Source organism: Cryptosporangium aurantiacum (genome assembly GCF_900143005.1).
GTDB classification, from domain to species: Bacteria; Actinomycetota; Actinomycetes; order Mycobacteriales; family Cryptosporangiaceae; genus Cryptosporangium; species Cryptosporangium aurantiacum.
In genome coordinates this window covers 1-18,336 of record NZ_FRCS01000037.1, presented here as the reverse complement: position 1 = coordinate 18,336, position 18,336 = coordinate 1, and the positions used below count along the sequence as shown (strand labels likewise).

Annotated in this window: 19 protein-coding genes, 1 tRNA gene and 1 pseudogene; 4 read left to right on the top strand and 17 right to left on the bottom strand. The window is 67.8% G+C overall.

The window, feature by feature from the left end:
• Positions 1–181: 181 nt before the first annotated feature.
• The 9 genes from BUB75_RS43825 to BUB75_RS43785 all read right to left on the bottom strand — a co-directional run bounded on the left by BUB75_RS43825 (position 182) and on the right by BUB75_RS43785 (position 8,906).
• Positions 182–1,033, bottom strand: coding sequence for a prolyl oligopeptidase family serine peptidase (locus BUB75_RS43825; protein ID WP_084742551.1), 852 nt, complete (start codon positions 1,031–1,033; stop codon positions 182–184).
• 129 nt (positions 1,034–1,162) lie between these two features.
• Positions 1,163–1,987, bottom strand: a complete 825-nt coding sequence (locus BUB75_RS43820; protein WP_073266817.1) for a carbohydrate ABC transporter permease — start codon at positions 1,985–1,987, stop codon at positions 1,163–1,165.
• Positions 1,987–2,853 (bottom strand): carbohydrate ABC transporter permease, encoded by an 867-nt coding sequence (locus BUB75_RS43815; RefSeq protein ID WP_073266815.1) that lies wholly within the window; start codon positions 2,851–2,853, stop codon positions 1,987–1,989. The genes BUB75_RS43820 and BUB75_RS43815 overlap by 1 nt, the downstream gene beginning before the upstream one ends.
• Complete coding sequence (locus BUB75_RS43810) at positions 2,850–4,121, bottom strand: ABC transporter substrate-binding protein (RefSeq protein WP_178380142.1); 1,272 nt, start codon at positions 4,119–4,121, stop codon at positions 2,850–2,852. The genes BUB75_RS43815 and BUB75_RS43810 overlap by 4 nt, the downstream gene beginning before the upstream one ends.
• Positions 4,122–4,203: 82 nt before the next feature.
• Positions 4,204–4,980, bottom strand: coding sequence for an ABC transporter permease (locus BUB75_RS43805; protein WP_218618142.1), 777 nt, complete (start codon positions 4,978–4,980; stop codon positions 4,204–4,206).
• Positions 4,981–5,181: 201 nt separating this feature from the next.
• Positions 5,182–5,463, bottom strand: a complete 282-nt coding sequence (locus tag BUB75_RS43800) for a GlsB/YeaQ/YmgE family stress response membrane protein (protein WP_073266811.1) — start codon at positions 5,461–5,463, stop codon at positions 5,182–5,184.
• Positions 5,464–5,565: 102 nt separating this feature from the next.
• Positions 5,566–6,786, bottom strand: a complete 1,221-nt coding sequence (locus BUB75_RS43795) for an alpha/beta hydrolase family protein (protein ID WP_073266809.1) — start codon at positions 6,784–6,786, stop codon at positions 5,566–5,568.
• A 366-nt stretch (positions 6,787–7,152) separates the two neighbouring features.
• Entirely contained in the window at positions 7,153–7,803 is a 651-nt protein-coding gene (locus BUB75_RS43790; RefSeq protein ID WP_073266807.1) for a response regulator, read from the bottom strand.
• Positions 7,800–8,906 carry a sensor histidine kinase gene (locus BUB75_RS43785; RefSeq protein WP_073266805.1) on the bottom strand — a complete coding sequence of 369 codons (1,107 nt, stop codon included), beginning with the start codon at positions 8,904–8,906 and terminating at the stop codon, positions 7,800–7,802. Before BUB75_RS43785 ends, BUB75_RS43790 begins: the two co-directional genes overlap by 4 nt.
• An 85-nt stretch (positions 8,907–8,991) precedes the next feature.
• Here BUB75_RS43785 and BUB75_RS43780 point away from each other — a divergent pair, with 85 nt between their 5' ends.
• Positions 8,992–9,432 (top strand): TIGR03618 family F420-dependent PPOX class oxidoreductase, encoded by a 441-nt coding sequence (locus BUB75_RS43780; protein ID WP_073266803.1) that lies wholly within the window; start codon positions 8,992–8,994, stop codon positions 9,430–9,432.
• A gap of 45 nt (positions 9,433–9,477) precedes the next feature.
• Here the strand turns inward: BUB75_RS43780 and BUB75_RS43775 are convergent, their stop codons facing one another.
• Entirely contained in the window at positions 9,478–9,969 is a 492-nt protein-coding gene (locus BUB75_RS43775; RefSeq protein ID WP_073266800.1) for a YajQ family cyclic di-GMP-binding protein, read from the bottom strand.
• Positions 9,970–10,069: 100 nt separating this feature from the next.
• On the opposite strand from BUB75_RS43775, the gene BUB75_RS43770 reads away from it, so the two are divergent.
• Positions 10,070–10,151, top strand: a tRNA-Tyr gene (locus BUB75_RS43770).
• A gap of 164 nt (positions 10,152–10,315) precedes the next feature.
• The gene (locus tag BUB75_RS43765) at positions 10,316–10,930 is read left to right on the top strand and encodes a P-loop nucleotide/nucleoside kinase family protein (RefSeq protein ID WP_218618141.1); all 615 of its coding nucleotides are present in this window, start codon (positions 10,316–10,318) and stop codon (positions 10,928–10,930) included.
• Between the two features lie 555 nt (positions 10,931–11,485).
• On the opposite strand, the gene BUB75_RS46900 is transcribed toward BUB75_RS43765, so the two are convergent.
• The 3 genes from BUB75_RS46900 to BUB75_RS48995 all read right to left on the bottom strand — a co-directional run bounded on the left by BUB75_RS46900 (position 11,486) and on the right by BUB75_RS48995 (position 14,475).
• On the bottom strand, positions 11,486–12,622 hold the full coding sequence (locus BUB75_RS46900) for a hypothetical protein (RefSeq protein WP_178380141.1): 1,137 nt from the start codon (positions 12,620–12,622) through the stop codon (positions 11,486–11,488).
• 487 nt (positions 12,623–13,109) lie between these two features.
• Positions 13,110–14,171, bottom strand: a complete 1,062-nt coding sequence (locus BUB75_RS45995) for a hypothetical protein (RefSeq protein ID WP_143175820.1) — start codon at positions 14,169–14,171, stop codon at positions 13,110–13,112.
• Positions 14,172–14,181: 10 nt separating this feature from the next.
• Entirely contained in the window at positions 14,182–14,475 is a 294-nt protein-coding gene (locus tag BUB75_RS48995; RefSeq protein WP_425430929.1) for a DNA/RNA non-specific endonuclease, read from the bottom strand.
• A 475-nt stretch (positions 14,476–14,950) separates the two neighbouring features.
• Here BUB75_RS48995 and BUB75_RS43750 point away from each other — a divergent pair, with 475 nt between their 5' ends.
• Positions 14,951–16,048: an integrase core domain-containing protein gene (locus BUB75_RS43750; RefSeq protein WP_073266793.1), complete on the top strand. Its 1,098-nt coding sequence runs from the start codon at positions 14,951–14,953 to the stop codon at positions 16,046–16,048.
• Between the two features lie 82 nt (positions 16,049–16,130).
• Here BUB75_RS43750 and BUB75_RS43745 read toward each other — a convergent pair whose 3' ends face one another.
• The 4 genes and pseudogenes from BUB75_RS43745 to BUB75_RS43735 form a co-directional block, all read right to left on the bottom strand.
• A complete protein-coding gene (locus BUB75_RS43745; RefSeq protein WP_073266791.1) occupies positions 16,131–16,550 on the bottom strand; it encodes a type II toxin-antitoxin system VapC family toxin in 420 nt (139 codons plus the stop codon).
• Positions 16,547–16,711: a hypothetical protein gene (locus tag BUB75_RS43740; protein ID WP_245806393.1), complete on the bottom strand. Its 165-nt coding sequence runs from the start codon at positions 16,709–16,711 to the stop codon at positions 16,547–16,549. The genes BUB75_RS43745 and BUB75_RS43740 overlap by 4 nt, the downstream gene beginning before the upstream one ends.
• A 6-nt stretch (positions 16,712–16,717) precedes the next feature.
• Positions 16,718–16,792 (bottom strand): annotated as a pseudogene (locus tag BUB75_RS48990) (FitA-like ribbon-helix-helix domain-containing protein); the annotation flags it as partial.
• 489 nt (positions 16,793–17,281) lie between these two features.
• The gene (locus BUB75_RS43735) at positions 17,282–17,962 is read right to left on the bottom strand and encodes a hypothetical protein (RefSeq protein ID WP_143175819.1); all 681 of its coding nucleotides are present in this window, start codon (positions 17,960–17,962) and stop codon (positions 17,282–17,284) included.
• Between the last annotated feature and the right edge of the window lie 374 nt (positions 17,963–18,336).

Below are 18,336 nucleotides of genomic sequence, written 5' to 3'. Positions count from 1 at the left end.
CACCCCGCGCACCCCGCGCACCCCGCGCACCCCGCGCACCCCGCGCACCCCGCGCACCCCGCGCACCCCGCGCACCCCGCGCACCCCGCGCACCCCGCGCACCCACGACGTGTACCAGCCCGCCGACACACGGCGAGGCGCCGCGAGGCCGGAGCCCGCGGCGCCTCGCCGTGCGCAGTGCTCAGCGCGCCCCGGCGCCCGCCGGCAGGTAGCGCGCGAGGAACGCGCTCACGGCGGCGTCCACCTCGACCGCCTGCGGAAGCTGAGGTGCGGCCTCGAGGCCGGGCTCCAGCGCCAGCGGGTGCGCCAGCCCCGGGATCGTCGTCAGCGTGACCGCGGCCGGGTCGGCGTACCGCTCCTGGAGCGCGTCGCGCAGCGCAGCGGCGTCCGCCAGGAACGTCGGGTGATCCTCCTCGCCGCTGACGATCAGCACCGCGGCCTGCGGACGGCGGGCCGCGATCTCGTCGGCGCGCGCGACGGAATCAAGCCGGGCGGCGAGCTGCCGCGACTCGTCCGACCAGGCGTACTTGATGCCGAACGCCTGCTCGACCAACTCGACGACCGCAGTGGCCCGGACCGCCGCGTTGATCGCTGCGACCGCCGCGACCGGCCGCTTCGACTCGGTGAGCGCCAGCAGCGCGGCGCCGCCGCCCGCCGAGCCGCCGACGAGCGAGAGCGGCGCATCGACGAGCGCGGTCGGGGGCAGCTGCTCGCGGAGCGCGTCGAGCACCGCGGGCAGCTCGGCCGCGGCCTGGGTGATCGCGTAGCCGTGGACCTTGAGCAGCGAGTCCTCGTGCATCAGCGCCATGATTTCCTCGAACCCCCCGGCCGGGGTGCGGGTGCTCATCAGCGGCAGCCCGAGGTACACCCGCCAGGCCGGGACCCCGTTCAGCGGCAGCGCAGCCGCCATCGCGACCTCGGTGCGTGGCGCGTCCATCAGGTGCCAGACGACGACCAACGGAGCCGGGCCACCGTCGGCGGGCGGCAGTGCCAGGAACGGCACACCGGCGGCAACCCCACGAATCGGCTCCATCAACGTCCTCCTCAACTCGACTTCCAAGACGAGGAAGACACTACTGACCAGGTATGACACTTCCGTCGCGGTTGCGCCCACAGCGGATCCGCTCAGAGCGGATCCGCTCAGAGCAGACCAGCGCACCGCCTACTTGATGGCTCCGCGCGTAACCCCGGAGATCACCCAGCGTTGCGCAAACACGTACACGATCAACATCGGTGCCATCGCCATCAGGTAGCTCGCGAACGCCGTCGGGTAGTTCGTCTGGAACTGGCTCTGGAACACGTACTGCACGAGCGGCAACGTCGCCGACCCCGGATCCGACAGGATCACCAGCGGCAGCAGGAAGTCGTTCCACGCCCACAGGCACGTCAGGATCCCCACCGTCGCGTTCATCGGCGCGAGCAGCGGGAAGATGATCCGCCAGAACACCCCCCACGTCGACGCGCCGTCCGTCACCGCGGCTTCCTCCAACTCGCGCGGGATCGAATTGATGTACGCGGTGAAGATGAAAATGTTGAACGCGAGCCCGTAAACAACGTAGAGCAGGATCAGTCCGCTCGGGTTGTCGAGGCGCAGGATCGCGGTCAGCTTCGCCACCGGCAGCATGATGATCGGGAACGGTACGAACAGCGCCGAGACGAAATAATAGAACAGGATCCGGAACAGCCGCCGGTGCATGTTCCGCGCGATCGCGTACGCCACCATCGAATTCGTGATCAGCGTCAGCACCACCGCACCCACCGTGATCAGCGCGCTGTTCAACGCCGAGCGCGGGAAGTTCGTCAGCCGCCAAGCATCCGAGAAGTTCTCCCATCGCACCCGGTCGGGCAGCCCGAATCCGGTGCCGCCGAGCTGGTCGGTGGTCTTCAGCGACGTCACGATCGCGAAGTAGAGCGGGATCAGGATCGTCAACGCGAGGACGATCAGCAACGTGGTGAGCCACCAGTTGACGCGCACTCGAGAACCCATCAGACCGACACCTCCCGCCGCTGCAGCACTCGCAACTGTGTGATCGAGAGCGCCACGATGATGACGAAGAAGACCACCGAGTTGGCGCTCTGGTAGCCGTACTCCCCGCCCTGGAATCCACCCTTGTAGATCAGCACCGAGACCGATTCGGTGTCGGTTCCCGGCCCGCCGTTGGTGAGCGCGATGATGTGGTCGAAGATCTGCAGGAACGACTTGAGCGACAGCACCATGTTGATCGTGAAGAACCCGGCGATCATCGGGAACGTGACGCTGCGGAACTGCCGCCAGGCCGATGCGCCGTCGATGCTGGCGGCTTCGTACAGCTCCGCCGGAACGGTCTGCAGGCCGGCGATGTAGATGATGATGTTGAACGCCGCTGCCTGCCAGACCGCGAGGATGACGATGCCGATCCACGCGGTCTTCGCGTCGGTGAGCAGCGATGTGGACAGCGAATCGATGCCGAGCTGGGTAGCCAGCGCCGGCAACGAGTTGTTGAACAGGTAGCTGAAGATGTACCCGATGACCAGGATCGCCAGCACGTTCGGGATGAAGTAGACGCCGCGCAACGTCGTCTTGAATTTGATTTTGCCGTTGAGGCCGAGCGCGATCGCCAGCGAGACCACGTTCACCAGGATCGTGGCGACCGCCGCGATCAGGAACGTGAACCAATACGCGTGCAGCACCCGGCCGTCGGTGAACAGCGCGATGTAGTTCCGGAAGCCGACGAGCTCGGACGGGCCGTATCCCGGGGAGTCCGTGAAGCTGTAATAGATGCCCTGGACCACCGGGATCGTGTGGAAGACGAAGAACAGCACGACCGCCGGCAACACCATGACGTAAAACGCCCGCGATACCCGGCCGCTCATCCCTCCTTCACCGCCCCGAGGCCCCAGGTGCGCCGCTTCGCGACCTTGTTCCAGGCGTCGTCCAAGTCGGTCAGGAAGGCGCTGACGTCGCCGTCGAGCAGGAATTCCTGCAGTAGCGGGCCGAGCGGGATCGCCGGAATGAACTGATGGTCGGTGAAGCCGACGATCCGTCCGGACTCGACGTACGGTTGCACGCCTGCCAGCGCCGGGTCGGTATTGGTGAGGCCTTTGAGCGTGGGAACGGCGACCTGAGCCTTGCAGTAATCGATCACGATCTGCTCCCCCATGAGGAAATCGATGAAGCGCTGCGATTCCTCTGGGTGCTCGCCGCTGCGTGACGCGGTCAGCACGACGTCGACGCCGGAAACGAGCGTCGTTTTTGCCGGATCGTCGGTCGCGGGAAGCGCGATGCTGCCGACCTTGAACGCCGGCTTGCCCGCCCGGATCTGCGGGACCGCGTAACTACCGAGCAGCAGCATCGCGGATCCGCCCGCGGCAAACGCCGAAGTCCCGTCCTCGTACCCCTTGGAGAGCGGATCGGGCTGGGTGTACCGGAACAGCTGAGCGAGTTTCTCCATCGCTTCCCGCCAGCCGGTCGCGAAGTCGGTCTTGCCGGCGAAGCGGTCCTCGAAGAACGTGTCGCCCTGGGTCTGCACGGTCAGCGGCGCGAGCGGCGACTGGGCGGTCCAGGAGTCCGCGAGCATTCCGTAAAACGGGGTGATCCCGGCGGCCTTGAACTTCTCCGCCGCGGCGATCAGCTCGTCGAACGTCCGGGGAATCCCGACCCGATGCTGCGCGAACAGTTGCTCGTTGTAGAGGAGCCCGCTGGCGTTAGCCGCGAACGGAACCCCGTTCACCTCGCCCGGCGTGCCCTGCCCCAGGGTCCGGATGATCTCCAGGTAAGCCGGATTGACGTCATCCAAAATGGATTCGTCGCGGAAGTCGCGGAAGATCTTCGCGGTCGCCCATTCGCCGAACGCACCATTCGCGTTGAGCGACATGACGTCCGGAACATCGTTCTTGACCAGCCGCGTGCGGAGCGCGGTCTCCGGCTCGGCGGGGTTGTCGACCACCACCCGCACGTCCGGGTTCGCCGCCTCGAACTGCTGGGCCAAGTCCTGGAAGTAGGCCTGCGCTTCGGGCTTGAACTGGAAGAACGTGATCGTCTTCCGCGAGTCACCGCCCGAGCAGGCGGTCAGCGTCGCCGCGGCGAGGAGGAGAGCCAGGACGAACGGACCGGATCGTAGACGTAGCTGATCCACAGACACGGGCATCACCGACCGGTTCTGTTCCCGTCCAGAAGACGGGTTGAGCGTCGGTACCCGGGGGGTGAGGGTTCAAACAGAAGCGTCAGGCGGACGCCGGGTGGCGCGTCAGCCGGGACCGCGCGGCAAGTTCGGTGACGACGACGATCGCGATCGACTCGACGGCGAGCAGCCCGATCAGCACGAGCAATTGGGTGGCGCCGGCCTCCACCGCGCTACCGCCACCGAGCAGCACACCGACGAACGCGCCCGGCAACGTGACCAGCCCGACCGTGCGGGTCTGGTCGAGCGCGGGCACCAGCGCCTGGCCCGCGGACGGGCGGCAGATCTCCAGGGCGGCGTCCCGGTCGGTGAAGCCGAGCGAGAGCGCGGCCTCGACCTCACCGTGGCGGGTCTCCAACTCGTCCAGCGCCCGTCGACCCGCGAGCGACGTAGCGGTCATCGCACCACCGATGAGGATGCCCGCGATCGGGACGATCGCGATGCCGCGGACCGGGACCAGCCCGCCCACGATCAGTCCGAGGACGATCGGCACGCTCCCGCACGCGATCGGCAACGCGGCCCAGAGTGCGGCGGTTCCGCGTTCCGCGCGGGTCGGGGCCCGGGTGATCCGCTGGCCGGACGTCCAGGCGGCGGTGCCCACCATCGCGACGACGAACAGCGTGGTGAACCAGAGCGACGAGACGATCGCGGCGATCAGCAGCGAGACGATGCCGAGCTGAACGGTCGCGCGTACCGCGGCAACCGGGATCGACCGCCAGGGGCCGAGTTGCCCCACGCCGGCGACCACCGCCGCGATCAGCGTCAGGACCACCAACCCGACCGCGAGCCGCGGTCCCACCTCGAGCATCGTCGATGACACCCGCACAGCATGCCCGCCGGTCGGGAAGACCATTCGCCGACCGCCGCCCGCAGCCCGGCGAGGGCAGCGCCGAGCCGCGGGCGGCTCCCGTTACCGCGTCGGCCCATGAGGAGACGAGCGGCACCCCGGCCGGCGGGGTCGGTACCGGCCGGGCGGGTCTGAACCTGGTCGCGCGGGGGCCGGACCGCGCGACCAGGAGTCTCAGCGCCCGCTGGTGATCTTCGGGCGGTCCTTCGAGCCGGCCACCAGCGAGACACCGGCCGCAGCGAGCGAGACCTGCGCGATCAGCTCCAGCCAGTCGACGCCGGACGTCTCCGCGACGCCGAGCACGCTGGCCACCGAGGTGCCGAGCAGCGCGGCGACGATGCCGACGACAAACGTCATGAGTAAGCCGACCCGGTGACGTCCGGGCAGCACCAGCCGACCGAGCGCACCGATGATCGCACCGACAATGAGGGCAGACAGGATTCCGTCGATCTCCACGGCACTCTCCGATGGGACGAGATTGGTACTTCCAGAGTCCGTCCTCCTCGATCCACCGCCTATCCGGGAAGCACCTGATGTCGGCCCTGAGAACGCCCCTGGTCAGGGCACGAAAGTGACCTCCGGGAAACGCGGTGAGTCGAACAGGTGCCGGTCGTTCCCACGCAGGTGCAGGTCGAAGAACGCGCTGACGTAAGCCCGTTCGATCGCGACCACCCGGCGGCCGTCGAGCGTCCCGAACGCGTCGGTGAGGACGGCAGGCGTCACGCCGGGCAACCGGGCGAGCGTCGCCCGGGCCAGGACGAGGTCGTGGAAGCTCAAGTGCTCCGAGCCCGCCACCCGGATCTCCCGGTGCCACCCGCGCAGGTTGTCCTTGAACGTGCCCCACGCAGGGGTGTTCTCCCGCGTCGTACGGCCGGACGCGACCTGGAGGAACGGCTCGTCCAACCCGGTGGTGACCACCGAACCGTACGGATTCCCGTCGATGTTGACACCCGTCGTGACCCGAGCGTCGTCGTGCGCGACCTGGGCCGCGGTAGCGCCGCCGAGCGAGTGCCCGACCATGCCGACGTTCGTCAGCCGCATCCAGCCGGTGTTACGCCGGGCCAGCTCGTCCAGCACGAACCGGGCATCGGCGACCCGGGTCGCGAGCATCTTCGCAACGAGCTCATCCTGCTGGTCGGGGTGTTTCTCGAGGAGCGCGGTGATCGTGTTCGTCACCACCCGCCCACCGGGAAACTCGACCGCGGTGGCGTCGTGCGGATGGTCGATCGTCACCACCACGTACCCGCGGCTCGCGAGGTCCTCGACCAGCGCGGCACTGGAGTTGCGTTCCGCGCCGTACCCCGGCGAGAACAGCACCACCGGGTGACCGCCCGGCCGGTCCGCGACCGGCGCTCCCACTGCACCGTGCGTACGCACTGCTTTCAGGCCGGGGACGTCGCCCGGCGCGCCGGTCAGGGTTTGGACGATGTCCCGGCCGACGGGTGTGACTTCAGCGGGCGTGAGCCACGGGGCACGCGGGTAGCCGGCCGTCCTTCGGGTCGGGTACCAGATGTTCACCATCAGCTCGCGGCGCTGCCGCCCGTCGCCCCACGGGTCGATCCGGGCGGCGTCCACCAGGTGCAGCGGGACCGTGCCGACGGCGTATCGACCGGTCGGTGCGGGCAAAACCAACGCCGCAGCGGTTGCCGACGTCACCGCGGAAGCGGGAGCGGTCGACGCCGCGACGGGCGACGCCGCGACGGGTGGCGCGGCGGTGGCGGCGAGAACGGTCGCCACGGCGGCGACCGCCAGTGCGGCGCGCGGCGGGGTGAGGCGCATAAATGTCCTTCGTGTCGATCCGGCGGCGACTCCCGATCGGCCCGGGCAAGGCTTGGCGGGGCCGGGCCGGGCCGGGCCGGGTCCGGCCGAGCCGAGCCGAGCCGAGCCGGACCGGGCAGGCTTGGCGGGGCCGGGCCGGGCCGGGCCGGGTCTGGCCGAGACGGACCGGGCCGGGTCTGGCCGAGCCGGACCCGGGTCGGGGGGAGTCGTTGCGCGGGTGCGGGCGCCAGGGGTTCCTGGCACCCGCCGACGCTAGGTTTCGCACCGGCGCGGCCGCGTCTGCCGACGGTCCAGATCGGGGTATGCCGCGCGGCCGACCCCGGACGGTGTCAGCTTTCGGGACGGTTGTGACGAGCGACCTGGCCGTCAGCGCCCGGGGCGGATCAGCCCGGCCTCGTAAGCGGTCACCACCGCCTGCACCCGGTCACGCGCACCGAGTTTCGCCAAGATGCGCCCGACGTGGGTCTTCACGGTGCCGGTCGACACGACGAGCCGCTCGGCGATCTCCGCGTTGGAGTACCCCCGCGCCATCGCGACCAGCACGTCCCGTTCGCGGTCGGTGAGCGTCGCCACCGCGCGCACCGCGGCCGGGTCGGTGGCCGGCGCCAGCGTGTCGAGCAGCCGCCGGGTCGTGGACGGCGCGATCACCGCGTCCCCCGCGTGCACGGTCCGCAACGCCGCCAGCATGTCCTCCGGCGCGCCGTCCTTGAGCAGGAAACCGCTGGCACCGGCCCGAATCGCGGCCAGCGCATGCTCGTCGAGGTCGTACGTCGTCAGCACCACGACCTTCGGCGGATCGGGCAGCGCGATGATCCGTCTCGTCGCCTCGATGCCGTCCATCATCGGCATCCGCACGTCCATCACGACGACGTCCGGCCGCAGCCGCAAAGCCTCTGCCACCGCCGCCCGCCCGTCACCCGCCTCGCCGACCACCGTCAGGTCGGGCTGAGAGTCGACGACCAGGCGAAACCCGGCCCGCACCAGCAGTTGGTCGTCAACGAGCAGGACGCGGATCACGCCGACACCGGGATCCGCACATACACCTCGTGCCCGCCCCCCGGCCCCGATCCCGTCCGTATCGCGCCACCGTACGCCGCGACCCGTTCCCGCATCCCGACGATGCCGTGCCCGCCGGGCGCCGGAGCGCCGATGGCGCCGCGTCCATCGTCCACAATACGTAGTTGCAGTTCGTGGGTGTGCCAGCAGATCTCGACCGACGCCCGGGCCGTAGGCCCGGCATGCTTGAGGACGTTGGTCAGGCTCTCCTGGACGATCCGGTAGACGACGAGGCCGAGCCCGGCGCCGACCGGAGCCGGTGGCGGGTCGAGCCGGGCGACGACGTCGAGCCCAGCGACGCGAGCCTGCTCGACCAGCGTGGGAACGTCGGCGAGCCCCGGCTGCGGCGCCAGCGACTCGGGGCCCTCGCGCAGCAGTCCGAGGAGACGGCGGGTCTCGCCCATCGCCCGGCGGCCGGTCTCGCCGATGGTGGTGAGGGCGGCGTGCGCGGCTTCCGTGCTGCCCGCGTACCGGCCGCCGTCGGCCTGCGAGATCACCACCGCGAGCGAGTGGGCGACGACGTCGTGCATCTCGCGGGCGATCCGGGTGCGCTCCGCCGACACCGCGAGCTGGGCCTCGGCGCTGCGCCGTTCCTCCCGGATCCGGTGCAGCGAGCCGAGCGCCCATCCGGCCAGCACGAACCCGGCCATCGCTGCGGCGAACAGCGCGTGGCTGCCGGCTGAGGCGTCGTCGACCGGTGGCCAGGTCAGCGCGCCGAGCCCGGCACCGGCCAGCCCGGCGGCGAGCGTGGAGCGGGCGGCCCAGCGGGGCCCGTACGCGGCCGTCGCGTGGACCACGAGCGGAACCGCCAGGTCAGCGACGAACAGCCCGAGCTGCGGGAGGACCAGCCACTGCACGAACGCGATCACGACGACCAGGGCCGCGGACCAGACCGGCCGGGTCCGGCGGAGCAGCAGCGCACCCGCCAGCAAGCCGGAAAACAGCAGCGGCAGCGGACGGTCAGGCTGCAGCAGCAGATCGAGCGCGAACAGCGGCACCGCGAACCCAGCGTCCGCCGCCACCGGACGTCGGCGCAGCCAGGACTCGATCCGTTCGCTCACCATCGCGGTCAGCGTAGGGCGCACCCGGGTGATGTCTCGTCTGCCGCTGGACCGATCCGGTGTCGGTCCGCAGGCATACAGTCCGGGCATGGCCAACCTCACGGACGTCGCCCGCCTGGTTGCCGGCGACCACGGACTCAGCGTCGTATCCACCCTGCGCGACGACGGCACCATCCAGTCGTCGCTGGTGAACGCCGGCGTCCTCAACGACCCGCTGAGCGGGGAACCGGTCGTCGGTTACGTCGCCCGCGGCGGGACCCGCAAGCTGGCGAACCTCCGGACCAGGCCGCAGACGACCCTGGTCGTGCGGGTGGGGTGGGAGTGGGTCGCGGTCGAGGGGCAGGCCCGGCTGATCGGCCCGGACGACCCGGTCGGCGGCGTGGACGACGAGCGCCTGCGGCTACTGCTCCGGGAAATCTTCACCGCAGCGGGCGGCACGCACGAGGACTTCGAGACCTACGACCGCGTGATGCGTCAGGAACGCCGTGCCGCGGTGCTCATCACGCCCGATAGGGTTTACTCGAACTGATGATCGTGGGCGGTCCGGTTCGTCGGAACCGCCCACGACCCACTCTCAGCGGTAGTTCGTGAACTGCAGCGGGATGCCGAAGTCCTGCCCCTTGAGCAGCGCGATGACCGCCTGCAGGTCGTCCCGCTTCTTGCCGCTGACCCGCAGCTGGTCGCCCTGGATCTGCGCCTGGACGCCCTTGAGACCCTCGTCACGGATCGCCTTCGCGATCTTCTTGGCCTTCTCGCTCTCGATGCCCTGAACGATCGTCCCGCTCAGCTTGTAGCTCTTGCCCGACTGCTGCGGGTCGCCCGCCTCGAACGCCTTGAGGCTGATGCCACGCTTGACGAGCTTGTCCTTGAACACCTCCAACGCCGCGAGCAGGCGCTCCTCGGTGTCAGCCTGCAGCGTGACCGCTTCCTCACCCGCCCAGTTGATCGACGCGTTGGTGCCGCGGAAGTCGAACCGCTGACTGAGCTCCTTGGCGGCCTGGTTGAGGGCGTTGTCGACCTCCTGCCGGTCGACCTTGCTGACGACGTCGAACGACGAGTCCGCCACGGTACGCAGCTCCTCCGCAGTTGTGTCGGGTACCTGATTGGTGCCCGCGCTGGTTCATTGGTTATCCTGCCTCCTGGCAGTACGGCACGTGCAAGGCCCTGGCGGGTTGCCCGAGTGGCCAAAGGGAGCGGACTGTAAATCCGTCGGCTCAGCCTACGAAGGTTCGAATCCTTCACCCGCCACACGCAGGACAAACGGCCCCTGGCCAGCGGAAACGCTGACCAGGGGCCGTTTCGTGTCCGTTAGCTTCGGCGCGTTGGCGGGCCGGAAGATGTCCGATTGTGTCCCACTGTGTTCCACGGGCTATGACTAGGGCCGGACGCACGGCGGACAACGTCCGCGACGAATGACCCCAGAGCGGGACCCGTTCGGCCGCGACACGCGCCACGAGCCGCCGGCGATCACGCCGGCTCGGGGCAGCGGGAAGTATGCGGGCATGGCGGTGGTGTATCTCCTGGCGGGTCCGACCGGCTCGGGCAAGACGACGTACGCCACCCGGGTCCTGGCGCCCGCCGGGGCGGTACGGCTGTCCGTGGACGAACGGATCTACGCCCGCCACGGCCGATACGGCGTCGACTATCCGGAGGACACCTACTTCGCCGAGCAGGCACCGGTGGTCGAGGAGGTCCGAGCCGAACTCGTGGACCTGGTGCGGCAGGGCCGCGACGTCGTACTCGACTGGGGCCTGTGGCGGCGCGAAGAGCGGCAAGACTGGCGGCGCATCGCCGAGGCCGCGGGTGGTCAGGTCCGGCTGCTGCACTTTCCCGTACCCAAAGCCGAGTTGCTGCGGCGGCTGAACATGCGGAACGACGAGGGACACGCAAACGCGCTCGGCGTGACACCGGAAGCCCTCGACGACTTCCTCGCACGCTTCGACGAGCCCGACGACGAAGACGTCGAGGTCATACTCCCGGACAGCAGAGACGAGGGGCCATACACGGCACCGTGGCCGAGGAGCTGAACTGCTGAGCCACCAGTAAGCCCTCGGATTCCAAGCCGGACCGCCCACAGCTGCCCGAAATGCCGTTGTCGCAGGTCAGAGCTGTGCAATGATTAGCACCGCCTCGCACTGATTAATAGACCCGCGGATTAAAAGTCCGACCTGGACGGTTATCGACTCTTCTAACTTCTTTGTACCACCACGCAACGGCTCGCACCACCACGAAGCAGCTGGATAGATCCGGAACCCGTCGAGGCGAGGCCCTCATGCAGGCCTCGCCTCGACGCTTGTGCCGCCCCGAACCACGTCGTGACATCGGGCTCCATGACAGGCGAGCAACCACCGAGCAACCACGCTCGACCCCCGGCGCCCACGTGTGCGCGGCCGAGACCGCCAGCGTCTACTCGCGACCGCTGCTGCCAACGGCCGCGACACCTGCGCAGTGCGGCCCTGTCGGAGGAAGACCCAGTTCTTCTCGGGGTGGCTGATCACCGCAACCGATGAGGTGCCGTGTGCGCCACACTGACGGCCCGCTCGCGTGACGAAGCCTTCCCGATCCCGGTCCTACCTTCGCCGTTAGACCGAGGTAGGTGTCTCGAGGGCGGTGCCCCCATCCGACCGATCGGGCGTCTCAAGGACGGTGGCGGCGACCTGGACGAGCCGCGCGGCGGGGTTGTTGCGGCGGGCAGTCTTGAGGTAGCGCGCCGCGCGGGACCGGTCGCCGTTGGCCACGGCCGCCAGCGCGGCGATCGCGTAAGGGTCGGCGCGGTGGCCGGGCGGCTGCCGGCGAGCGGCGCGACGACTGCGGGCGATCGCGCGTGGCCAGTCGCCGTCGAGGTAGGCGGTCTGCGCGGCCAGTACGTCGGCTAACTCCATCGACCGGGCGAATGCTGCGTTCCTCGTGGCGCGATCTCGGATCTCGTCGACGACCGAGGCGTGGTGCTCGGGCGAGACCTCGTCGCGGAGCACCGCCCGGAACAGTGCGATCGCCAGGTAGGTGCGCACCATCGGCGTCATCGCGTCCTCCGGTCCGGTCAGCGCGGTGCGGAGCGTGTGCACGGCGTCGGTGGCAGTGGCAGTCTCTGCGAGCGCGCCGGCGCGTAGGGCCAGGAGAAAGCTGTCGGTCCAGTGCGCCGGCACGGCCGGGACGTCCGCGGTCAGCCGGACCACCTCCGCGTCGTCCCGACGCTGCACGGCGAGCACGACCGGCGTCAGCCGAGCGCGAGACCGGGCTTCGAACTCGGAAAGAGCCGCGGGCAGAGGTGCGACCGGCCTGCGATCGGCGAAGTAGCTCGTGACGCAGATCAACGCGGCGGCGCCCAGGCCGAACAGCAAACCCGAGGTCGTGACCGCGACCGTGGCGAGCCCGGCGACACCGACGGCAGCAGCGAACGCGAGCATGACGCGGAACGGCGTCTGCGGACGCCGACCGGCGGCGGCTCCGAAACCACCCACGTACACCGCGAACGGAAGCGCGCCCACCTGGACGAACCGGCCGCTCGCGAACTGGTGGTACCACAACCGCGGGCCCACCCCGACCCCCGCCGCGTAGACCGAGCCGCCCGCCGCGGCCCAGACGACGCCGGTGAGCGGTGGGAGGGCCAGAAGCCCGACCAGCAATCCAAGCGCAGCGCCGGAGCCGTCCAGATGGCCCTCGGTGACTGTGAGCAGGCGGACGAACGCGGCCATTACCAGGAGAAACGCGACTGTCATCGGCCAAGGGCGCAGGTTCACGGCGGCAACTCCCATCGCGGTCTGTCTTGTGGGTTTGGAGCAGAAGCGCCGCCGTGGAAGGCAGCAAGAGGAGCAGGACCGACCGGTCGGTCCTGCGGGCGCATCCACTGGCGAGCCAGTGCCGGCGACTCGGTGACGTCGTCGCGGTTCTACGGCTAGCCGCCTGTCGCCCCACGAGGCAGCGATCCAAGGGTTGCGGTCAGAGGGCTCGCCGCGTTCAGTGCGCGCCGCGACTAATGGCGCCCGCGGTCTCGCAGGCCAGGTCGGTGGTGACTTCCTCGTCCTGTCAATGTTCTTGCGGGTGCGGAACGAGTGCGGCGCGCGTCAACCAACTGCCGGGGTCCGCCCTCCACGGCGTCGACCAGGTCCTCGTTCTCCACGACTAGAGGACCTGCCCGCAATCTGCGCTCACCTGTCCGCCCGCGAACGGATCGTTATCCGATTACCGAAACCGAACGCATTGAACTCAATTCCAGGCACGTAGCACTTCGAACGGATCGGCACCGTTCAGCACTTCGAACAGGAAGGCGGTTGCCGATAGGTTATGCAGCCTAACGGTTTCGCCGTCATAGCCGACCATTGCGACCGGCCACACAGAAGGTTCAGAATTGTAGGGTAGCCAGCAAAACAGCTCACCAGTCGTGGCAATCCCCCACGGAAACAGCCCGCCCGCCGCCGGCCAGAGCGCCCATGAGTGCCGTCCGCTGCGGCGCCGATCCGCCGCGTCGCGGACTGCCTTCTCCAACTGGGTAGTCCAGTCGTGGCGCGGATCACTGTGGCTGGGCACGAACAACTGGATATTCCGGATACTCAAAGGCGAGAGCCTGCTTACGAGATCACGGTAATCGGCCGGAATTCGTACACCGTAGGTGCCTACGAGACGATCCCACAACGCATCGTCTATCACCGGCGCCACTGTTGAGCCGGTTGTTGCGAGGATGGCATGCGCTTGGTCGATCGGCGCGCGGAGTGGCCCACCGTCGTAGCGAACTGGCATCTCCTCGCCATCCGCTGAGACCGGCGCGACGGCGTAGTCGAAAGGTTCGAACTCGATTGGAGATTCTCTCAAATAAGAATGACTCTCAAGCGGCCCGAGCGGCTCAGTTCCGAAAAGGATGTCATATAGAACGTCCGTCATAGACTTTTCCACAATTACCCAATTGGAGGCATGTCTATCCGTGATCAACGTTCGCCAAGTCTGTGGATCGTCGCTGGTCGCGAGCCAACACAGATAAACACTGTCCTCGATGTATCCCCAGATAATCAGCCCTCCGGGCCCGGCGATCAACGGAATCGACGGAACGTCATTACGACTGGCGGCGCGCCGAATCATACCGACGAGCATTGCCGTGTGGTCGAGATCGGCCGAACCGTCGCCATCAGATGGATGAGCAACCGTAAGCCATTCTTGAAATGAGCCGGGCGGAAATACTGAGCAGAACTCTTTATAGTCGGCCGGCAGGGACGATCCAAGAGTTTCCTCGTATCGAGCCCAATCGATGCCGTTGCTGGACCGACCAGAGTACAAGTTCCTCAATCTACCATTCATCGCGCAAGACTCTTCCTAACCGCTTATTATAGTCTTGATTAATGATCGTATCAGAGTATCGATCGCCATTGTTGCTCGAAACCGTAATTTCCAAGGCATAAGGTATAGTTTTGTCATCCCGGTAAATAGGGACTACTCGATAGAAGACCGTCTGCTTCCCGAGTTCCACCCTGTTACGGACATCCCATTCATAGATGTCTCGCATCTTCGCGACGTTAGTACTCTTGTGATAAATGGGCGCGAGGTTTTCAGGTTTGAATTTTCCACCGAGCATAGCAGCGATGAGATGGCCGCGCTAACCCATATCCCTTCTTGATGCCCTCAATGTGGAGCTTTCCGTCCGACGATTCTCCTCCGCCGGGAAGCACCCCCTGGAAGCACGCCTCAGCACCTGTCGAGCGGTTCAGGCTGTCAAGATCCCAGTAACGGATCGGCTCACCTTCCCACCCGCCCGACAGACAGTCGCGTTCGTCCTCCCGCAAGGAGGACGCCGCTAAGGAGCCTCTTTCCCACGGTTGCTCCTGTGCGATCGGCTGATCGTCGATGTCTGGTCCGCTGGTGCTCGGGGGTAGTTCCTGTACGGCAGTCACGACAGGGACCTCGGCCTCAGCGGCTCTGACCTTGCGGGTGCCGAAAACCTCGTCCGGCCTAGTCATAGGCACTCTTGATCACCGAGTTAAGGGCGCCTGTGCGGTTCCGAGTTCGCCGGCCCCGAGCGGGGCTGATCTTCGCTGAGCATCGCGCGAGGATGACCCGCTGTGCCGTTTCGACTGGTCTACCTCGGTGTCACCAACGCGCTGGGGCTGCTACGGCTGCTGCCGATGAGCGACCGGGACAAGGACGCCGAGATCCTCGCCCTGCGACATCAGATCGTGGTCCTCCAACGACAGTTGCACGGCGAGAAAGTCCGGTTCACGCGCGCTGATCGGGCGTTGCTCGCCGCGCTGCTAAACCGGCTACCCCGCGACGTGCTGCGCGGCGTCCGGCTACTGGTCCGACCGGACACCCTGCTGCGGTGGCACCGAGACCTGATCGCCGGCCGGCACGCCAGGATCTCCCGACCCAAACGGGTCGGGCGGCCACGAACCATCCAGTCGATCCGCCGACTGGTGCTGCGCCTGGCCCACGAGAACAGCACCTGGGGATATCGCCGAATCCACGGCGAGCTGCTTGTCCTGGGGATCAAGGTCGCTGCCTCCACGGTGTGGGAGATCCTGCGGGAAGCCGGGATCGACCCGGCACCTCAGCGCACCAGCACCACTTGGGCGACGTTCCTGCGCTCCCAGGCCCACGCGATCATCGCCGCGGACTTCTTTGAGGCGACGACGCTGACCGGCGCCCACCTCTACGTCCTGGCCCTCATCGAATACACCACCCGCCGGGTCCGCGTCCTCGGCGCTACGGCCCACCCGACCGCGACGTGGGTAACCCAAGCGGCCCGCAACCTCGTCATAGACCTCGACGACGCCGGATGCCGCGTGAAGTATCTGATCCGCGACCGGGACGGGAAGTATCCCGCGCTGTTCGACGCGATCCTCACCGATGCCGGGATCACCGTCGTCCTCAGCGGTGTCCGGATACCTCGGATGAACTCGATCATCGAACGCTGGATCCAAGCCTGCCGCCACGAGCTGCTCGACCGGACGCTGATCTGGAACCAGGCGCACCTGCTCCATGCCCTACGCGAGTACCAGCGGCACCACAACCAGCACCGCCCTCATCGGGGCATCGCCAACGCCAGACCCCTGCAGCCACTGCCCGAACCGATCACCGAACCGACGACACTCGCGGGCCTGCGCATCCGACACCATGACCGGCTCGACGGACTCCTCCACGAATACCACCATGCCGCTTGACCAGCACGGACGGAATTTTCGGCACCCGCAAGGTCGTCCACGAGGCGGTGGAACTGGTCACGGTCGGACATGGGGCGCAAACTCAGGTGGTCAGCCAGGGGTCGACGAGCTCGACCCCAGTTTGGTGGAAGTCCTTGGTGTTGCGGGTGGCCAGGGTCGCGTTCCGGCTACGGCAGATGGCGGCGATCTGGGCGTCGAACCCGTCGATTGGCTGCCCCGCCTTGTCCCGATCAGTGACTACGTCGGCGTAGGTCGCCGCTGCGGCGGCGTCGAAGGGCAAGACCTGCTCCGGGAACGCACTGAATACCTCGTCAGCGGCCTGAGCGAGGTCGTCCTTCCGACGTCCGTCGGGCAGCCGGGCGATCCCGTACCGGACTTCGGCGAGTGTCACCGCGGTGGTAAACAGCTCCGCGCTGCGCTGCTGACCTAGCCAGGCGATCACGCTCGGCTCCGGCGTGCCACGCATAAGCTCGGAGACGACGTTAGTGTCCAGAATGATCATTCAGGCAACTCCGCCGCCCGCGGTGGGGTCGCCCGAGCAGGCAGTTCGAGGTCAGCGCCACCCAACCGGCCGAATCGGTCGACGAGCGTCATGAACAGGTCCGCCGGCTCGTCGTCCTCGTTCGCGGCGGCCGTGAGGATCAACCGGATCTCGGCTTCCATCGATCGACCGTGCCGGGCCGCACGAATCCGCAACTTGTCGCGTACCGAGTCGTCCAGATCCCGAATGCTGACAGCAGCCATACCGACCCCCTCCCTCGACTGCTATCAATGCTAGCAACGGAGGTCGCCGACTGTCAGCCACCACACGCAATTCCGCGGATACGGACGAGCGGCGGACACTGTTCGCGACGAGAGATGCCAAGTCGAGTGTTTCCGCAGCTCACGCCCTTCCGCAAGCCAAACAGCAGACGCCCTGTAAATCCGTCGGCTCAGCCTACGAAGGTTCGAATCCTTCACCCGCCACACGCAGGACAAATGGCCCCTGAACAGTGGAAACGCTGGGAAGGGGCCGTTTACGTTGGGTCGGCTCGCCGGTGGCTGCCGGCGCGGGTGCCGTCACCGTCCGTCGATAACCGTCAGGTCCCGTCGCCAGTTGCGGACGAATAGCGGACGACGATCCGGGCCGCCGCAGCCCGCTCGGCGTGGCGGCACGCCGAGCGACCCGGACCCGGATAGCCGGGTTCCCACCGCCTCCGGCCCCAGAACTCCTCGATCGGCCGGTCCCCCGGGCTATCCCATCAGGCCGCGCCGCCAAGCGGTTCGGCAAGGCGGACGCCACGCGCTGCCCGGGAAACCGGTCGCCGAAGCCTCGCCGTCACTCGGCCGAACGACGGGCGCTTCGGACTGCGGGGTCGCCGGTGGCTCGGCGCTGCGAGCTTGCTGCACGCCGTCGAAGTCCACCCCAAGCTTCGCGGCTTCATCCTTATACGTCCTGAGCGAGGTGGCGCCTTCGCGGCGTTCCGCCTCGTCGATCGCGTCGCGGAGCTCCGGCAGGATCTTGAACGCCGCCCGGTGATTACGACGTTCGCGAAAGTCCCGCACCTCGCAGCGCAGGCCTCGCACGCGGCGTTCCTTTCCCTGTTCCGGGTCGAGAATCCACGTCGCGTAGAAAGCCGCCTCGAAGGTCGGGCGGAGAAGGCTCCATGGCGCCCACAGGGTGGCGCCGCGATGTTCCAGAAGCGCGAGCAGCGCTTCATGGTTGTCCCGGGCGACGTTCAGGTAGCGCGTCACCGCCATGTAGGTGCGTGGCCCTGCGACCTGCGACTCATCGAACGCCCGGGCCGAGAGCAGCCGGTGGGTATTCAACGGTGGGAGGCGTTCCACATCCCGGAGTTCCCCGGACAGCACCTGCCAGTAGTCCGGCAAGTTGTCTAGATCCATCCGGTCGCCGGTCGGCAACGGAGAAGACATGAGCGGCACCCTAAAGCGACCCGAGCCGCCCTCCCAATCCATTTCCGGCCGTTTCCGCGGGCGCCGGAGACACGCGGCCACCAGCGCAGAGCACCAACTGCAGGACGCGCATGAGACAGATCTACGCATGCCGGTGGCCTGCTCTCGACCGCCCACTCGTCGCGGCCGGAGCCAAGCCCCCAGCAAGCCCCCTTTGAGCCCCGCGGACTTCAGCACCAGAGGCAAGCCATGCCCCAAATGGGGAGTTTCTACAGGTCAGAAGATCACAGTAGATAGCAGTGAGCCCTTTTCAGTTGGGTTCAGCCGGCGAGGATGAGGGTCTGGACGGCGTTGACCAGTCGGGTCGCGTGGTTGGGGCTTGAGCGGATCTTCCG